This window comes from Streptomyces blastmyceticus (genome assembly GCF_039521185.1).
GTDB lineage: Bacteria > Actinomycetota > Actinomycetes > Streptomycetales > Streptomycetaceae > Streptomyces > Streptomyces blastmyceticus.
Genome location: NZ_BAAABW010000036.1, coordinates 140,893 through 158,551 on the forward strand (window position 1 = coordinate 140,893; position 17,659 = coordinate 158,551).

The following is a 17,659-nucleotide window of genomic DNA, read 5'->3' on the forward strand; positions in this document are numbered from 1 at the left end:
TCGGTGAACCGGCGGAGCGGCGTCAGCGCTTGGCGCGGGAAGCCGTGCGGCCGCGCTCCTTCTGGTCCAGGACGACCTTGCGGATGCGGACGGCCTCCGGGGTCACCTCGACGCACTCGTCGTCGCGGCAGAACTCCAGGGACTGCTCCAGCGACAGCTTGCGCGGCGGGACGATCGCCTCGAAGGAGTCGGCGGAGGAGGAGCGCATGTTGGTGAGCTTCTTCTCCTTGGTGATGTTGACGTCCATGTCGTCGGCGCGGGAGTTCTCGCCGACGATCATGCCCTCGTAGACCTCGGTGCCCGGGTCGGTGAAGAGGACGCCGCGCTCCTGGAGGTTCGTCATCGCGAAGGCGGTGACGGCACCGGCGCGGTCGGCGACCAGGGAGCCGTTGTTACGGGTCTTCAGCTCGCCGAACCACGGCTCGTGGCCCTCGTGGATGGAGTGGGCGATGCCGGTGCCGCGGGTGTTCGTCAGGAACTCCGTACGGAAGCCGATCAGGCCGCGGGACGGGACGACGAACTCCATGCGGACCCAGCCGGAGCCGTGGTTGGACATGTTGTCCATGCGGCCCTTGCGGGTGCCCATGAGCTGGGTGACGGCGCCCATGTGCTCCTCGGGCACGTCGACCGTGAGGCGCTCGACCGGCTCGTAGGTCTTGCCGTCGACCTGCTTGGTGACGACCTGCGGCTTGCCGATGGTCATCTCGAAGCCCTCGCGGCGCATCTGCTCGACCAGGATGGCCAGCGCCAGCTCACCGCGGCCCTGCACCTCCCAGGCGTCGGGGCGCTCGGTGTCCAGGACGCGCAGCGAGACGTTACCGACCAGCTCGCGGTCGAGGCGGTCCTTGACCTGGCGGGCGGTGACCTTGCGGTCCTTGACCGCGGACTTGGCGTCCGCGCCCTTGCCCGTGCCACCGCGGCCGACCAGCGGCGAGGTGTTGGTGCCGATGGTCATGGAGATCGCCGGCTCGTCGACCGTGATCAGCGGCAGCGCGATCGGGTTCTCCGGGTCGGCCAGGGTCTCGCCGATCATGATGTCGGGGATACCGGCGACGGCGCAGATGTCACCGGGGCCGGCCACCTCGGCGGGCTTGCGGGTGAGGGCCTCGGTCATCATCAGCTCGGTGATGCGGACGTTGGACGTCGTGCCGTCACGCTTGATCCACGCGACGGTCTGGCCCTTGCGCAGCTCGCCCTGCTCGACGCGGAGCAGCGCGATGCGGCCGAGGAAGTTGTCGGCGTCGAGGTTGGTGACGTGCGCCTGGAGCGGCGCCTCCTCCTCGAACGTCGGGGCCGGGACGTGCTCCAGGATGGTGGAGAAGAACGGCTCCAGGTTGGTGCTGTCCGCGGGGACGGTGCCGTCCTCCGGCTTGGTCAGCGACGCGACGCCGTCACGGCCGCAGGCGTAGACGATCGGGAACTCGATCTGGTCCTCGTCCGCGTCCAGGTCGAGGAAGAGGTCGTACGTCTCGTTGACGACCTCGTCGATGCGGGAGTCCGGACGGTCCGTCTTGTTGATGCACAGGATGACCGGCATGCGCTTGGCGAGCGCCTTGCGCAGCACGAAGCGGGTCTGGGGCAGCGGACCCTCGGAGGCGTCCACCAGCAGCACGACCGCGTCCACCATCGACAGACCGCGCTCGACCTCGCCACCGAAGTCGGCGTGGCCGGGGGTGTCGATGATGTTGATCGTGATCGGGTCCCCGCCGTCCTTGGGGTGATACTTCACCGCCGTGTTCTTGGCGAGGATCGTGATGCCCTTCTCACGCTCCAGGTCGTTCGAGTCCATGACGCGGTCGTCGACGGACTCGAGCTGGTGCGCGGCGAAGGCGCCGGCCTGCTTGAGCATGGCGTCGACGATGGTCGTCTTGCCGTGGTCGACGTGGGCGACGATGGCGACGTTACGGATATCGTGGCGGGTGGGCATACTTGCGGCGCTTCTCCCGGAATCGTGGATGGCGACGCGTACGGTCCGGTACGCGTGCCTGCCGGGCAGAACACGCCACGGCCTCTCAGCCTCCATGGTACGGGCCCGGGCCGACTTCGGCGGCCCGGGGATGCGTACGAGTACTCTGACCTGCTCTTATTCTTTGAACCTGGCCGGAATCGAGCCCGCTCAGCCCCGGAAGCCCAGGTCCTGGTACCGCGGAGTGGCGAAGCCGAACGCTCCGGCGTTGGCCACGGTGTCGCGGGCGGCGACCAGCTCGGGGCGCTGGTAGAGCGGGATCGAGCCGGCCGCCGCCCAGATCCGGGCGTCCGCGCGGTCCACGAGCTCGCGGGAGACGTCCGGGTCCAGCTCGGTCGACGCCTGCTCGAAGAGCTGGTCGATCTGGTCCGTGCCGACCCGGGTGTAGTTCTGTTCCACCAGCAGCGAGCCGTCGGCCGCGGGCTGCGGCTTGGCGAAGACGGGCCGGGCGTCGGTCGCGGGGAAGGCGGTGGCGGGCCAGGAGTAGAGCGCGAGGTCGTAGGCGCCCGCGGCGATGTGGTCCTTGAAGTAGCCCGAGTCGCCGACCTTGGTGATGTCGGTGCGGATGCCGACCGCCTCCAGGCGCTGGGCGATGCGCTCGCCGACGGCCCGTACCGGCTCGGCGCCCGAGCCCTCCGGCAGGATGAAGCGGAGGGTGAGCTTCTTGCCGTCCTTCATCCGGACCGGGGCCGCGGCCGCCTTGCCGCCGGTGTCGCGGGAGCCCTTCTCGTCGACGTCCCCCGGCTGCCCGGTGCGCTCCTCGCGCTCCTGCCGCTCCGCGGCCGACTCCTCGGCGGCGTCCGCGCCCGGTTCGTCGGTGGTCCGGGTGCCCTCCTCGTCCTCGGCCGGGTCGGTGTCGCGGCCGGGACGGCCCGCCTTGTCCGCTTCCGCCTGCCTCCTCGCCAGCGCGGAGCCGCGGGAGCCCTTCTCCTGCCAGCCCGCGTCCGCGAGCAGTGCCTCGGCGGCCTTGGGGTCGGGCCCGCCGATGGCGTCGCTGTTGTCCTCGTACCCCTGCTGGCCTGCCATGAAGAGGTGGCTGCCGAGCGGGGCGGCGGGCAGCCCGAGCGGCGCCAGCACCGACTCGGCGAGGTCCTTGCGGTCGATGGCGCGGGCCACCGCGCGGCGGACCCGCTCGTCGGCCAGCGGGCCGGAGGCGCCGTTGAGGGCGAGCTGGGTGTAGGCGGGCTCCAGGGACCTGCGGACGGCCAGCCCGCGCAGCGCCTCCGCCTCGGGGGGCCTGCCCACCACGGCCCTGTTCCCCTTCTCCCCCTCCCCCTTCTTCAGGGGCTTGTTCGCGGCGATGATGCGGTTCGCGACGGACGGGTTCACCTCGGCGAGGTCGAGCTTGCCGTCGGCCAGCGCGTCGGCCCGCTCGCCGGGCGGCACGGCCCGCAGCACGAGGCGGTCGAGCTTGGCCCGGTCGCCCCACCACTTCGGGTCGCGCACGAGCGTGAGGGTGCCCTCGTCCTTGTCGCGGGAGTCGACCCGGAAGGGGCCCGCGGAGACCTTCAGTTCGTTGCGGGCGCTGTCGTTGAAGCCGCCCGGGCTGCCCATCACGGACCTCGGGTAGAGCGGGGTGAAGAGCGAGGCCCAGTCGACGAAGGGCTTGGCGAAGGTGACCTTGACCTCCTGGGCGTTCGCGCCCCGCTCGATCCGGTCGATGCGGTCGTAGCCCGCGTTGCGCGCCGTCCAGTACGCGCTGTCCTTGCCGCGCAGCGCCTTCCACTGGGCCTCGAAGTCGGCGGCGGACAGGGCCTTTCCGTCGCTCCAGGCCGCCTTGGGGTTGAGCTTGTAGACGACGACCTGCCGGGGCTCGCGCTCGACGACGGTGGCGGCCGTCAGGTAGTCGGGGTTGCGCTGCGGCCGCCCGCTCCGGTCCATGGTGAACAGGGCGGGCAGCGTCGCGCCCGCGACCCGCTGGGTGGCGGTGTCGGCGTCGGCCTGGAAGGCGTTGAAGGTCGCGGGCAGGGCGTCCACCGCCCAGCGCAGGGTGCCGCGGTCGGCGACCTTGGCGCGGGGGGCGGCGGCGATGTCCGGAGGGGTGACGGAGCCCTCGGCGCCGTCGTGGTCCGCGCCGCCGCAGCCGGCCAGGACGGGCAGCGGGAGCAGGACGCCCGCGGCGAGCAGCACGGCGGAGCGGCCCGTACGGGACCGGGCCAGGGTCGAGAGGGGGGCCGAGAGGGGTGCCATGGGATACCTCCGCCGGACGGGGCTGGCTGCCGGATGGTGCTCGATCGGCGCAATGCGCGGTTGATCGCATCTACCGACAACCACTGAAGGCGACGGGCATGGCACAGGAGCGCCGACACGGCGCCGCCGGTCCGTACGCCACCCACGTGGGCGAACGGTGCCGCGGGCCCCTGGCACGGGCGGAACGCGCCCCCAGCCTCCCCCGACGGCGCGATCGCGAACGCTATCTTCCCCCGGAGGGGTGTGACGCGCGACACTCGCTGTCGCAACACCGTCGCCACCCGCAACCGCCGACGCGGAAGTGAGGGCAGGACCCATGTCCCTGAACGATGAAGTGACGGCAGTCCAGCGCTGCCTGGACGACCTCGGCCGGGCGCTCGCCCGCCTCGAACCCCTCCTGGGCGCCAGGGACCTGGAGCTGCGACGCGTGCGCACCGACGCCGCCCACCTGCGCGAGAGCGTCACGCTCCTGCGCACCGCCCACCCCGCCGACCAGCCTCGCCCCGAACCGGTGCAGGTCCCCGACGCCCCGTACGACGCCTCTCTGTGGAAGGACGCGGACGAGGAGGGGCTCGGGGCCCGCGACCGGCACGCCCCCTGACACCCCCGGGCAGCGCGGCGAGAGACCGACCACCACCCACTCCTCCCCGGAGTCCCACTTGGCCACTGGAACCGATCCCCGGACAGGCACCGCCCCCAGCCCGGCCCCCGGCGGTGTGCACCACGCGTCGCGCGCCGCGATCGCCGCCCGCCACCTGCGCACCGACCGGTGGTGGCTCGCCCCCGCGGCCACGGCCGCCGGGCTATTGGCGTTCGTCGTCTACTCCACCTGGCGGGCCTTCGCCAACGGCGACTACTACGCCGCCCCGTACGTCTCCCCGTTCTACTCCCCCTGCATCGCGAAGAACTGCGTCCCCATGAAGGACGGCGCGGACTGGGGCCTCTTCGGCTCCTGGTGGGGGCTGTCACCGGCCCTGCTGGTCCTGATCTTCCCGCTGGGCTTCCGGCTGACCTGCTACTACTACCGCAAGGCGTACTACCGCGGCTTCTGGGCCTCGCCCCCGGCCTGCGCGGTCGCCGAGCCGCACAGGAAGTACAGCGGGGAGACCCGCTTCCCGCTGATCCTGCAGAACGTCCACCGCTACTTCTTCTACTTCGCGGTGATCGTCGCGGGCATCCTCACCTATGACGCGGTGCTCGGCTTCCGCAACGCGCGGGGCGAGTGGGGTCACATGGGGCTCGGCACGCTTGTGCTGCTCGCCAATATCGCCCTGATCTGGGCGTACACCCTCTCCTGCCACTCGTGCCGGCACATCGTCGGCGGCCGGCTGCGCAATTTCTCCCGGCACCCGGTGCGCTACCGCATGTGGGGCTGGGTCAGCGCGCTCAACGCCCGTCACATGCAGCTGGCCTGGGCCTCGCTGGTCAGCGTGGGGGTCGCCGACTTCTACGTCTATCTCGTCGCCAGCGGCGCCTTCGACGATCCGCGCTTTTTCTAGAGAGGGGCAATCTTGATGTCGCGTACGGCCCGGCAATCCTGGGACGTGGTCGTGGTCGGTGCCGGAGGAGCGGGGCTGCGGGCCGCCATCGAGGCCCGGGAGCAGGGCCTGCGCTGCGCGGTGATCTGCAAGTCCCTGTTCGGCAAGGCCCATACGGTCATGGCCGAGGGCGGCATCGCCGCCAGCATGGGCAACGTCAACCAGGGCGACAACTGGCAGGTCCACTTCCGCGACACCATGCGCGGCGGCAAATTCCTCAACCAGTGGCGGATGGCCGAGCTGCACGCCCAGGAGGCGCCCGAGCGGGTCTGGGAGCTGGAGACCTGGGGCGCGCTCTTCGACCGCACCCCCGACGGGCGGATCTCGCAGCGCAACTTCGGCGGCCACGAGTACCCGCGGCTTGCGCACGTCGGCGACCGCACGGGCCTGGAGCTGATCCGCACCCTCCAGCAGAAGATCGTCTCGCTCCAGCAGGAGGACCACCGGGAGACCGGCGACCACGAGTCCCGGCTGAAGGTCTTCCAGGAGTACACGGTCACCCGCCTGCTCAAGAGCGGCGACCGGATCTCCGGCGTCTTCGGCTACGAGCGCGAGTCCGGCCGCTTCTTCACCATCGAGGCGCCCGCCGTGGTGCTGGCCACCGGCGGCATCGGCAAGTCCTTCAAGGTGACGTCCAACTCCTGGGAGTACACCGGCGACGGGCACGCGCTCGCGCTGCTGGCCGGGGCGTCGCTGATCAACATGGAGTTCGTGCAGTTCCACCCGACCGGCATGGTCTGGCCGCCGTCCGTCAAGGGCATCCTGGTCACCGAGTCCGTGCGCGGCGACGGCGGGGTGCTGCGCAACAGCGACGGCAAGCGGTTCATGTTCGACTACGTCCCGGACGTCTTCAAGGAGAAGTACGCCGAGTCCGAGGCCGAGGGCGACCGCTGGTACGAGGACCCCGACCACAACCGCCGCCCGCCCGAGCTGCTCCCCCGCGACGAGGTGGCCCGCGCCATCAACTCCGAGGTGAAGGCGGGCCGCGGCAGCCCGCACGGCGGGGTCTTCCTGGACATCTCCAGCAGGCTGCCCGCCGAGGAGATCCGCCGCAGGCTCCCCTCCATGCACCACCAGTTCAAGGAGCTGGCGGACGTGGACATCACCGCAGAGCCGATGGAGGTCGGGCCCACCTGCCACTACGTGATGGGCGGGGTGGACGTCGACCCGGACACGGCCGCGGCGGTCGGCGTGCCCGGCCTCTTCGCCGCGGGCGAGGTCGCGGGCGGCATGCACGGCTCCAACCGGCTGGGCGGCAACTCCCTCTCCGACCTGCTGGTCTTCGGACGGCGGGCCGGGCTGCACGCCGCCCGGTACGCGGCGGGGCTCGCGGCGGCGGACCGGCCGGCCGTGGCCGACGCCGACATCGAGGCGGCCGAGGCGGAGGCGCTGCGCCCGTTCGGCGCGGAGGGCGGCGACCCGGCCGTCTCGCAGGGCGCGGCGGAGAATCCGTACACCCTCCACCAGGAGCTCCAGCAGTCGATGAACGACCTGGTGGGCATCATCCGCAAGGGCCCCGAGATGTCGGAGGCGCTGCGCCGGCTGGCGGCGCTGCGGGAGCGCTCGCGGCGGGCGGGGGTGGAGGGCCACCGGCAGTTCAACCCCGGCTGGCACCTCGCCCTTGACCTGCGGAACATGCTGCTGGTCAGCGAGTGCGTGGCGCGCGCGGCCCTGGAGCGCACCGAGAGCCGGGGCGGGCACACCCGCGACGACCACCCGGCGATGGACCGGCAGTGGCGGCGGGTGAACCTCGTGTGCCGGCTGTCGGAGGAGAGCCCGGGTTCCGCGGCGGCCGACCCCCTGCTGGGGCTTGTACGGGTGGCGCACCGCGAGATGCCGCCGATCCGCGGCGACCTGCTGGCCCTCTTCGAGAAGGACGAGCTGGTGAAGTACCTGACGGACGAGGAGCTGACGACTTGAGCTACGACGCCCATTTCCGGGTCTGGCGGGGCGACGCGGACGGCGGGGGTCTCGTCGACTACACCGTGGCCGTCCACGAGGGCGAGGTGGTCCTCGACGTCATCCACCGGCTCCAGGCCACCGAGGCCGCCGACCTGGCCGTCCGGTGGAACTGCAAGGCGGGCAAGTGCGGTTCGTGCAGCGCGGAGATCAACGGCCGGCCGCGGCTGATGTGCATGACCCGGATGTCGTCCCTCGACCCGGACGAGACGGTGACGGTCACCCCGATGCGGGCCTTCCCGGTGCTGCGGGACCTGGTGACGGACGTGTCCTTCAACTACGCGAAGGCGCGCGAGGTGCCCGCGTTCGTACCCCCGCCGGGGGTGGCGCCCGGGGACTACCGGATGAAGCAGGAGGACGTCAGCCGGTCGCAGGAGTTCCGCAAGTGCATCGAGTGCTTCCTGTGTCAGGACACCTGCCATGTGGTGCGCGACCACGAGGAGAACAAGACCGCCTTCGCCGGGCCCCGCTTCCTGATGCGCGTCGCCGAGCTGGACATGCACCCCCTGGACTCGGCGGACGGGGCGGGCATCGACCGCAAGCGCACCGCGCAGGACGAGCACGGGCTGGGCTACTGCAATATCACCAAGTGCTGCACGGAGGTCTGCCCCGAACACATCAAGATCACCGACAACGCGCTGATCCCCCTCAAGGAGCGGGCCGCCGACCGTAAGTACGACCCGCTGGTGTGGCTCGGCAACAAGATCCGGCGCCGCGGGGAGTGAGCCCGGCGCAAGCCGGGCGCGAATACGCTCCGTGGAGGGCTCCGAGCTCCCGGTAGCGAGTCGGGCAGTACCGCCATACGCTCCCAAATGTGACACGGCTTTCCAGGCGGTACGGGCCGGGGGCGCCGGGCCGGGCCAGGGTCAGGGCCCCCCTCGCCCTCCTGGCGCTGTGCGCGCTCCTGGTCCCGGCCCCGCCCTCCCGTGCCGACACGCCCCTCGACCTGGACACCGGCGGCCGGATCACCGACACCGTCGGCGCCCTCGGGCAGCGCCGCGCGCAGGTCACCAGCGCCCTGAACCGGCTCCACGCCGCCCACCACATCCAGCTGTACGTCACCTATGTGCGCGACTTCTCCGGCCGCTCCGGGCACGACTGGGCGAACGCCACCGCCGACCGCAACGGCCTCGGCCCCCACGACGTGCTGCTCGCCATCGCCACCCACGAGCAGCAGTACGCGGTCTCCGCCGCCACGGACTCCGGCTTCCGCCAGGATCAGCTGAGGACCGTCGCCGGCACCGCCATCGCGCCCGCCCTGGCCCAGCACGACTGGGCGGGCGCCGCCATCGGCGCCGCCGAGGGCTACGGCGCCGTGCTCCAGGGCAAGCCGGTCCAGCTCCCCGCGATCTCGCCCGGCAGCAGCGACCCGGGCGGCGACGGGCTGGTGCCGGGCCACCGCCGGGTCTGGCTGCCGGTGACCGTGGCCGTCCTGGCCCTGCTGACCGGGCTCTATCTCTGCTTCTGCTCCCGCCGGGCGGCCGGCCGCCGCGCCGCCCGGCGGGAGCGGCCCACCGTCGCCACCTCGACCCCGCCCGGCCTCGCCCGGATGGCCCAGCCGCTCACGCCGTTGCCCGCGCTGGAGGCCGAGGCCGCGCGGAACCTCGTCGAGACCGACGACGCGGTGCGTACGAGCGCCGAGGAACTCCTCTTCACGACCGCACAGTTGGGCAAGTCTGCCACCCGCCCCTTCGCCGAGGCCGTCTCCTATGCGAAGAGCGAACTCGCCCACGCCTTCCGGCTGCGGCAGGGCCTGGACGACGCCCCGTACGAGGACGAGGAGATCCGCCGCCGCACCCTGGACGAGATCTGCTCGCACTGCACCAGCGCCAACCGCAGGCTGGACGCGGAGTCCGCGGCCTTCGACCGGCTGCGGGCCCTGAAGGTCAACGCCACCGGCATCCTGGAGCACGCCGAGGGCACCGCGCGGGCGCTCGGGCCGCGCGTCGACACAGCGGAGGCCGCGCTGGCCGCTCTCGCCGACTGCTGCGCGGGGACCGCGCTCTCCCCCGTGGCCCGGCACCCCGCCGAGGCCCGCGACCGCCTCGCCTTCGCCACGGCGGGCCTGGCGGAGGCCCGGCGCGCCCTCGCGGAGGGTGACACGGACGGCGCGGCGATCTCCCTGCGCGCCGCCGAGGCCGCCCTCGCGCAGGCCCGCACGCTCACCACGTCCGCGCTGCGCCGGGCCCGCGAGCTCACCGGCACGGCCGCCCGGCTGCCGGTCGCCCTGGCCGACGCGGAGGCGAGCCTCCTGGCCGCCCGGACCGCGGGCACCGCGGACGCCGAGCGGGTGGCGGCCGCCGAAGCCGCCCTCGTGGCGGCCCACCGGGAGATCGCGGGCGGGCGCTACGACCCCCGGGCGGTGCTGCGGCGCCTGCAGGAGACGGCCGCCGTCCTCGACGCGGAGGCCGGGGACCACGCCGACGAGGGGCGCGCCCGGCGGCGCGTGGAGCGGGCTCTGGACGCCGCGCGGGGCGAGGTGGCGGCGGCGCGGGACTTCATCAGCACCCACCGGGGCGCGATCGGCTGCCGCGCCCGCACCCGGCTGGCCGAGGCGGAACGCCATCTGACCGTGGCCCGCGCCCTGGTGCCCGTGGGCGGCCGGGCGGTCCTCCACGCGACGGGCGACGCGGACTCCCTGGCCCGCCAGGCCCGCGCGCTCGCCGAACACGACGTCGCCGACTACGCCACCCCGTACGACCCGCACACCCCCCACCCCGCGCGGGCCCTGTGCGGGGCGCTGCTGGGCGGCATCATCCTGACGGGCCTCCTCCCCGCGACGTTCGGCGGCGGCGCGACGAGGGGCCGTCTGGCGGCGGACTGAGGGGCCCGGGCGAGCACCGGTCAGTACAGGCTCATCAGCGCCTCCACCGCGTCCGGCGTGGGGGTGTCGCCGTCGGGCAGGGCCAGTTCGAACCACACCGTCTTCCCGTGCGGCGTGCGCCGGCTGCCCCACGCCGAGCTGAGCAGCCCCACGAGCTGGAGTCCGCGCCCCCCTTCGTCGGTGTCGCGCGCCCGGCGCCGCCGGGGCTGGACCAGCCCGCCGTCCCAGACCTCGCACACCAGCGTCCGGTCGAGGAGCAGCCGCAGCCGGATCTCGCCCTCGCCGTACCGCAGTGCGTTGGTGGCCAGCTCACTGACCAGCAGTTCCGTGGTGTCCACGAGGCTCTCCAGGCCCCAGGAGAGCAGCTGCTCGCGCGCCAGTTCACGGGCCCGGGCCACGGAGCGGGCGTCGGGCGGGAGCGTCCAGTCGCCGACGCAGTCCGCGGGCAGGCCCCGCAGCCGCGCCATGAGCAGCGCGATGTCGTCCTCGCCGTGGTGGGTGTCCAGCGCGCCGAGTACGTGGTCGCAGACGTCCTCCAGCGGGCGCGAGGGGTCGGTGAGGGCGTCGCGGAACGCCTCCAGGCCCTCGTCCAGCGGGTGGTCGCGGGACTCCACGAGGCCGTCGGTGTAGAGGACGAGCAGGGCCCGGTCCGGCAGGTCGATCTCCACCTGCTCGAAGGGCTCGCCGCCGACGCCCAGCGGCATGCCGGGCGGCACGTCCAGCAGGAGCGCGGGCTCGCCCGCCTCGACGAGGACCGGCGGCAGGTGCCCGGCGTTGGCGACCGTACAGCGCCGGGTGACCGGGTCGTAGACCGCGTAGACGCACGTGGCCAGATAGACCTCGGAGAGGTCGGCCGCCCGCACGCCGCCGCGCACGCCCCGCGACGCCGACTGCTTGCCGCCCGGCCGGCCGAGGCCGTGGGCGATCTCGTCGAGCGCGGAGAGCACCTCGGCGGGCTCCAGGTCGAGCATGGCCAGGGTCCGTACGGCCGTGCGGAGTTCGCCCATGGCGACGGCGGCCCGCAGCCCGCGACCCATGACGTCGCCGACGACCAGGGCGGTGCGGTGGCCGGGCAGCTCGATGACGTCGAACCAGTCGCCGCCCACCTCGGTGGCCGCGTTGGCCGGGAGATAGCGGCAGGCGATCTCCAGCCCGGCGGCGTCGGGGTCGCCCGGGGGCAGCAGGCTGCGCTGGAGGATCAGCGCGCGCTCGTGCTCGCGCCGGTAGAGCCAGGCGTTGTCGATGCAGACCGCGGCGCGCGCCGCGAGCTCCACGGCGAGCGCGGTGTCGCGCTCCCCGAACGGCTCGCTGCCCTTCGTACGGGAGAACCGCGCCAGCCCGACCACCGTGTCCCGGGCGACCATCGGCACCGCGAGCGTCGACTGCACGACCGCGCCCAGCTCCGGGCCGTCCTCGCGCTCGCGGCTGGGGACCACCTGCACCTGCGCGGTGCGCAGCGCCCCGGCGTAGGGCGAGTGGAAGGCGTAGCGGTGCACCTCGCCGACCTGTACGGGCTTGTCGGCGCCGTCGACGGGCACGCCGGAGACCGCGCTGGCGTAGGCGACGCGCCGCAGCTCGCCGCTGCCGTCGGCGAGGCCGGGCGGCGCCTCGTCACCGGCGAGCAGCCCCTGGTAGAGGTCGACGGAGGCGAGGTCGCAGAACTGGGGCACGGCGACGTCCAGCAGCTCCCGGGCGGTGGTCTCCAGGTCCAGGGAGTTGCCGATGCGCGCGCCCGCCTCGTTGAGCAGCGCGAGGTTGCGGCGCACGCCCGCGGCCTCCCGCTCCGCGCGGCGGCGCCCGGTGACGTCGGTGGCGAGCGCGGCCACCCCGATGGGCCGCCCGCTGCCGCTGTGCAGCCGGTAGAGCGAGACGGACCAGCGGCGGCGCTCGCTCTGGCCGGGCACCGGCCCCACGAGCTGGACGTCGGACACCGGCCGCCCGGTGTCGAGGACCTGGCGCAGCGCCGCGGTCAGCCGCTCGGCCTCGCCGCGGGGCAGGAAGTCGTGCGGGGTGCGGCCGCGGTGCCAGGCGGCGGGGCGGCCGAAGGTCTGGGCGAAGCTCTCGTTGACGCGGAGCAGGGTCAGGTCCGTGCCGAAGAAGAAGAACCCCAGGGGAGATTGGCCGAAAACGGCCTCGGAGGCCGCGATGTCGGTCTCTATTCCCCGCAGCGCCCGGGCGTCCACGGCCACGCAGAGCGCGCCGCGCCCGCCGTCCTCGTCCTGGGTGGGCATCACATAGATCTCGGCCAGCCCCGGTGACCGTTCGCCGCGTGGATAGGGCACGATGCCCGTCCACTCCCGGCCGTCGAGCCCGCCCTCGCCGAGGAACGGGGCGGCGGCGGGGTCCGGACCTCGCTTCGCCCCCGGCGCGGCGGGGGCGAAGATCTCCAAGGGGTCCTTGCCGACGGCGTGCCGGGCCGCTATTCCGAAGAGCTCCGCCGCGCGCTCGCTCCACTGCTGGATGCGCCCGTCGGCGCCCAGGGAGAACGAGGCCACGCGGATGTAGTCGTAGAGGGATCCCGGCGGGCTGTTCTGCCACATCGCGGTGGCCTGTGTTCCCTCCGGCGTACCGCTCGCCGTACCCGCTGGCTTTTCGCTCACGTGCCCGTCCCCTCCGGCTCATGTGCTCGCACCGGCATCAGAAGCCCGAGTATCCAGCACCGGGGCCTCTCGGAACACGGACTTCACGATCACAGCACGGTCTCAACCCGCTATGTCTCCCCAGGGGGTTACTAACCGGGCAGGCCCAGCTCGAACCACACGGTCTTGCCGGTGTTTCCCCTGCGCGTTCCCCACCTGCGTGATGCGCATGCCACCAATTGCAGGCCGCGTCCGCCCTCGTCGTCGGGGTGGGCCGCGCGCTCCCGGGGCGGGTCGGGCAGCGGGTCGGAGACCTCGACGAGCAGGACGGGACCGGCGCGGGAGTACATGCGTACGCCGATGGGGCCGCTCGCGTACCGCAGAGAATTGGTGACCAGCTCGCTGACCAGCAGCACCGTCACATCGGTGACCGCCTCCAGGCCCCAGTCGCGCAGGGTGTCGCGCACGAGCGTGCGAGCGGTCCGCACGGCGCCCGCCTCGGCGGGGAAGCTCCACTCGGCGAATCCGGGCGTGGACGCCAGGGTCCCTGCGCTGTCGCTCACGCCGATCACTTCCCAGACCGCTGCGAACCCCACCGGGCTTGCCCCGGTTCGGGGCGAATAATCAGCACATACCCGATATGGCGGGCCGACTATCTTCCTGGCGGCGGCGGGCGAGGTCTGTGACACGGATGGAGTACGGCGCGACGGGCGGATGACGGGCCCGGTCAGGGTCGCCGGGCCCCGGTGAGCGACCTCTACGCGCCCACGAGCAGGCGGACGGCCGCCGCCACGGCGGGCCGGTCCTCGTCCAGCCAGTCGACCTCGTCGACGCGGTCGGGCGTCAACCAGCGCACCTCGTCGTGGTCCTGAAGGGCGCGCACCGTGCCCGAGACGAGCTTCGCCGTCCACACGTGCAGCACGAACGGCGGCCGCAGGGGCCACTCGCCCGCGACCCGCTCCAGCGGCTCGACCTCGACGCCGAGCTCCTCGCGCAGCTCCCGGACCAGCGCCTGCTCGGCCGTCTCGCCGGGTTCGAGCTTGCCTCCGGGCAGCTCCCAGCGACCGGCCAGCTCGGGCGGCGCACTGCGCCGCGCGGCGAGCAGCCGCCCCTGGTCGAACACCGCTCCGCCCACCACCACACGCGCCGTCGTCATGGGGTGCAGCCTATGCGCCGGGCTCGCGTCAGGAGACCGCGCGCCCCACCCGCACGACGACGTAGAGCTGTCGGCGGCCACCCGCGTCGAGCCGGTCGGCGACCTCCTCGGCCTCCGTCTTCGTGGCATAGCGCCCGACGCGGTAGCGGTTGCCGTTGCCCTCCTGGCGGATCACCAGCCACGGCAGGACCGGTCCGCTGTCAGTCATCGCCCCCGCCTTCCCGCTGCCGTGTCCACCGGCGCATACCGTCTGGCGTTTCCCGGAGAAACCGCAGTCCGCATATGCCCGAGCCTACGCCCGACCTTTACTCAGCGGATACGGTTTTTCACGAAGAGGTACGCATTTGGCCACGCGCCCCCACGCCGCGTCCACGAGGCCGCTCCTGGCCGTTACCCGGACTTGCCCGCGGCATGCGCACGCGCACCGCCCGATCTCCCCCGGAACGCCGCAGGGGGCGGCCACGGGCCCGTCGTGGACCCGTGACCGCCCCCTGCGGGGACGCTTCTCGCGGAGTTACGCCTTGGCGTCCGAGAGCGAGGCCTCCTCGTGCTCGGCGGCGGCGAGCATCTCCTTCTCGGTCTCGACCAGGGTGGGGTTGCGCCAGGCGCTGCGGACGCCCCACACGTAGAAGCCGAGCGCGAGCAGCACGACGACGGCGATGTCCCAGCCCTGGGCCAGGTAGCCCTTGCCGCCGAACTCCGTGCCACCGGCCCACGACACGAAGGCCATGACCAGCAGGTACGCGACCATCCAGACGCCGGCCTTGAGGTGCGGCTTGAGCTCGGCCCACGGCTTGCGCAGCTCGTACCAGGCCCAGATCGGCAGGCCGACGGCCATGATCAGGATGACCTTGCCGGTGAGCGGCCAGCGGGCCCAGTACAGGACCAGCGAGCCGAAGATCATCGCGACGGGGGCGATGACCGGCATGGCCTTCAGCATGACCGGGCGCTTGAGGTCCGGCGCGATGCGGCGCAGCGACATCACGGCGACGGGGCCGGTGATGTACGAGATGACGGTGGCCACCGAGACGATCTCGGCGAGCGAGCCCCAGCCGCGGAAGACGGCCAGGAACATGAACGCGACGACGAGGTTGAGCACCAGCGCCGGGCGCGGCACGCCGGTCTTCTTGTCGACCTTGCCGAAGACGCCGGGCAGGTGCCCGTTCTCCTGCACGCCCTGGATCATGCGCGAGGTGGTGGCGGCGTAGATCATGCCCGTGCCGGACGGGGAGATGAAGGCGTCCGCGTACAGCAGCATCGCGAGCCAGTTCAGGCCCCAGGCGACGGCCAGGTCGGCGAGCGGCGAGTTGTAGATCTTGCCCAGGTCCGCCCAGCCGTGGGTGGAGAGGTCGCTCGACGGCACGGCCATCAGGAAGGCGATCTGGAGCGCGATGTAGATGACCAGCGCGATCAGGATCGAGCTGATGACGGCCTTCGGCAGCGACTTGCCCGGGTTGCGGGCCTCGCCGGCCATGTTCAGCGGGGACTGGAAGCCGTTGAAGGCCCAGACGATGCCGGAGAGCGCGACCGCGGTGAACACGGAGCTCCAGCCGTTCGGCGTGAAGCCGCCCGCGGACTCGATGTTCTTGGTGTCGAAGTGCGCCCACATCAGGGCGCCCGCGGTGAGGACCGGGATGACGACCTTGAACACGGTGATCGCGTTGTTGGTCTTCGCGAAGAGCGTGATCGCGAACCAGTTGAGGAAGAAGTAGAAGAGCAGCAGGACGCTGGCCAGCGCCACACCGCTGCCGGTCAGCTCCTTGCCGTCGTACAGCTCCTTGGCCCAGCTCCACTTCCAGGAGCTCATGTACTGCACGGAGGCGGTCGCCTCACCGGGGATGACGGAGACGATCGCGATCCAGTTGGCCCACGCGGCGAGGTAGCCGGCGAGCGAGCCGTGCGAGTACTGGCCGTAGCGGACCATGCCGCCGGCCTTGGGGAACATCGCGCCGAGCTCGCTGTAGGTGAGCGCGATGGTCAGTGCGACGGCCGCGCCTATGACCCAGGCGAGGATCGCGGCGGGACCGGCGATGGCCGCGGCCCGCTGGGCGCCGAAGAGCCAGCCGGAGCCGATGATCGACCCGAGGCCGACGGCGGTCAACGCCACCGGACCGAGGGTCCGGCGGTAGTTGGAGTGGGAACCCTGCTCGGTACTCAACGCCCCGGATCTCCTTTGCTTTCTTCTCCCCCACGGGCAGGACACAAACCGCGCCATCGTACGAGCGATTTGGACGATTGCATTCCGCGAAAAGGCTCTGACCTGGCCGTATGTGAGGTTTGCAACACTAAAAAACGCCCTGCCCTATCGGGGCAAAGCGGTACACACTGCACACTTCCTACCTGCCGGTACAGATCGGGGAGTGGATCACGGGCGGCCGAAAACCGATCTTCAGGGCGCTCGCGCCGACGGTCCGGAGGTCGTTCACGCGGCCTTCATGGCCGCTTAACGGACGGGTGGTAGCGGACACGGCCGGGCTACTTGACCGGCAGGTGGTACGCGACGCGATAGCGCTCGGCGAGCACCACCACATCCGCCGTCTCGACCGGACAGCCGCCCGCGAAATAGGTGCGCGAGACCACCACCACGTAGTGCCCGGGGACGCCGCCGAGGGCCAGCACCTCCTCCGCGAGGCCGGGCCGCGCGCTGACCTCCTCCGCGACGTTGTCGACGATCAGGTCGATGGCGGCCATCCGCTCGACGACGCCGCGCCCGGCCAGCGGGCCCTCCTCGGGGAGCATCACGGGCGTGCGCCCAGTGAGCGCGAGGGGCTCCCAGGAGGTGGAGAGCATCACTGACTCGCCCCCGGCCCGGAAGAGATAGTCGGTGCGCATCGCGCGGTCGCCCGCGGCGACGCGCAGCCTGCGCGCCAGCGCGGAGTCCACCGCCACCTGCTCGCTGCGCGACTCCCAGGTGCCCTTGACCCTGCTGTCGGCCTGCTCCTGACGGAACGGCGTGGACTCGCCGGCCGTGCGGTAGCCCGTACGCGCCAGGGCGCGCGGGACGGGCTGCTCGCGCACATAGGTGCCGGACCCGGATCTCCCCTCCACCAGGCCCTCGGCCATCAGGACCTTGCGGGCCTCCAGGGCGACGGTGTCCGAGACGCCGTACTGCTCGCGGATGCGGGCCTGGGAGGGGAGGCGTGTGTGCGGCGGCAGCTCGCCTGCGACGATCTTCTGGCGAAGATCACCGGCGACTCGGAGGTATGCGGGCTGGTCACCGAAGGCCACGGCCACTCCCAACAGGTTGACAGTCCGCAACAGCTTGGCAACCCTGGGTTGCGATGCGCAACTACAGGCCAAGGATTCACTAGATGCAGTGAATTGCAGTTCAGGGACGTGTAGTTGGCGGCGAGAGCCGCATGTGCGACCGGCACTCCCCCCAGGCACTTCTGCAATTATGCGCCGCACGCTCACCATCCGATACCGCGCGTCCGCCACTCTCCGTGA

At 72.3% G+C, this 17,659-nt stretch carries 13 protein-coding genes; 5 read left to right on the forward strand and 8 right to left on the reverse strand.

Annotated elements, in window-relative coordinates; all coding sequences use genetic code 11:
• Positions 1 to 22: 22 nt before the first annotated feature.
• On the reverse strand, positions 23 to 1,927 hold the full coding sequence (typA, locus tag ABD269_RS31475) for a translational GTPase TypA (RefSeq protein ID WP_116213692.1): 1,905 nt from the start codon (positions 1,925 to 1,927) through the stop codon (positions 23 to 25).
• A gap of 189 nt (positions 1,928 to 2,116) precedes the next feature.
• Entirely contained in the window at positions 2,117 to 4,156 is a 2,040-nt protein-coding gene (locus ABD269_RS31480) for an ABC transporter family substrate-binding protein (RefSeq protein WP_344123432.1), read from the reverse strand.
• Positions 4,157 to 4,472: 316 nt separating this feature from the next.
• On the opposite strand from ABD269_RS31480, the gene ABD269_RS31485 reads away from it, so the two are divergent.
• The 5 genes from ABD269_RS31485 (at position 4,473) to ABD269_RS31505 (ending at position 10,477) form a co-directional block, all read left to right on the forward strand.
• A complete protein-coding gene (locus tag ABD269_RS31485; protein ID WP_301892684.1) occupies positions 4,473 to 4,757 on the forward strand; it encodes a hypothetical protein in 285 nt (94 codons plus the stop codon).
• A 58-nt stretch (positions 4,758 to 4,815) separates the two neighbouring features.
• Positions 4,816 to 5,655 carry a hypothetical protein gene (locus ABD269_RS31490; protein WP_301892686.1) on the forward strand — a complete coding sequence of 280 codons (840 nt, stop codon included), beginning with the start codon at positions 4,816 to 4,818 and terminating at the stop codon, positions 5,653 to 5,655.
• Positions 5,656 to 5,670: 15 nt separating this feature from the next.
• The gene (locus tag ABD269_RS31495; protein WP_301892688.1) at positions 5,671 to 7,614 is read left to right on the forward strand and encodes a fumarate reductase/succinate dehydrogenase flavoprotein subunit; all 1,944 of its coding nucleotides are present in this window, start codon (positions 5,671 to 5,673) and stop codon (positions 7,612 to 7,614) included.
• Positions 7,611 to 8,378: a succinate dehydrogenase/fumarate reductase iron-sulfur subunit gene (locus tag ABD269_RS31500; RefSeq protein ID WP_344123436.1), complete on the forward strand. Its 768-nt coding sequence runs from the start codon at positions 7,611 to 7,613 to the stop codon at positions 8,376 to 8,378. Before ABD269_RS31495 ends, ABD269_RS31500 begins: the two co-directional genes overlap by 4 nt.
• A gap of 89 nt (positions 8,379 to 8,467) precedes the next feature.
• Entirely contained in the window at positions 8,468 to 10,477 is a 2,010-nt protein-coding gene (locus tag ABD269_RS31505; protein WP_344123438.1) for a TPM domain-containing protein, read from the forward strand.
• 20 nt (positions 10,478 to 10,497) lie between these two features.
• Here ABD269_RS31505 and ABD269_RS31510 read toward each other — a convergent pair whose 3' ends face one another.
• The 6 genes from ABD269_RS31510 to ABD269_RS31535 form a co-directional block, all read right to left on the reverse strand.
• Positions 10,498 to 13,017: a SpoIIE family protein phosphatase gene (locus tag ABD269_RS31510; protein WP_301894340.1), complete on the reverse strand. Its 2,520-nt coding sequence runs from the start codon at positions 13,015 to 13,017 to the stop codon at positions 10,498 to 10,500.
• Between the two features lie 191 nt (positions 13,018 to 13,208).
• Positions 13,209 to 13,628: an ATP-binding protein gene (locus ABD269_RS31515; RefSeq protein ID WP_301894341.1), complete on the reverse strand. Its 420-nt coding sequence runs from the start codon at positions 13,626 to 13,628 to the stop codon at positions 13,209 to 13,211.
• Between the two features lie 185 nt (positions 13,629 to 13,813).
• On the reverse strand, positions 13,814 to 14,212 hold the full coding sequence (locus tag ABD269_RS31520; RefSeq protein ID WP_344123440.1) for a (deoxy)nucleoside triphosphate pyrophosphohydrolase: 399 nt from the start codon (positions 14,210 to 14,212) through the stop codon (positions 13,814 to 13,816).
• Positions 14,213 to 14,240: 28 nt separating this feature from the next.
• A complete protein-coding gene (locus tag ABD269_RS31525; protein WP_116213683.1) occupies positions 14,241 to 14,420 on the reverse strand; it encodes an SPOR domain-containing protein in 180 nt (59 codons plus the stop codon).
• 306 nt (positions 14,421 to 14,726) lie between these two features.
• Positions 14,727 to 16,427, reverse strand: coding sequence for an APC family permease (locus ABD269_RS31530; RefSeq protein WP_425573022.1), 1,701 nt, complete (start codon positions 16,425 to 16,427; stop codon positions 14,727 to 14,729).
• A 260-nt stretch (positions 16,428 to 16,687) separates the two neighbouring features.
• Complete coding sequence (locus ABD269_RS31535; RefSeq protein WP_344123478.1) at positions 16,688 to 17,440, reverse strand: GntR family transcriptional regulator; 753 nt, start codon at positions 17,438 to 17,440, stop codon at positions 16,688 to 16,690.
• Positions 17,441 to 17,659 lie beyond the last annotated feature (219 nt).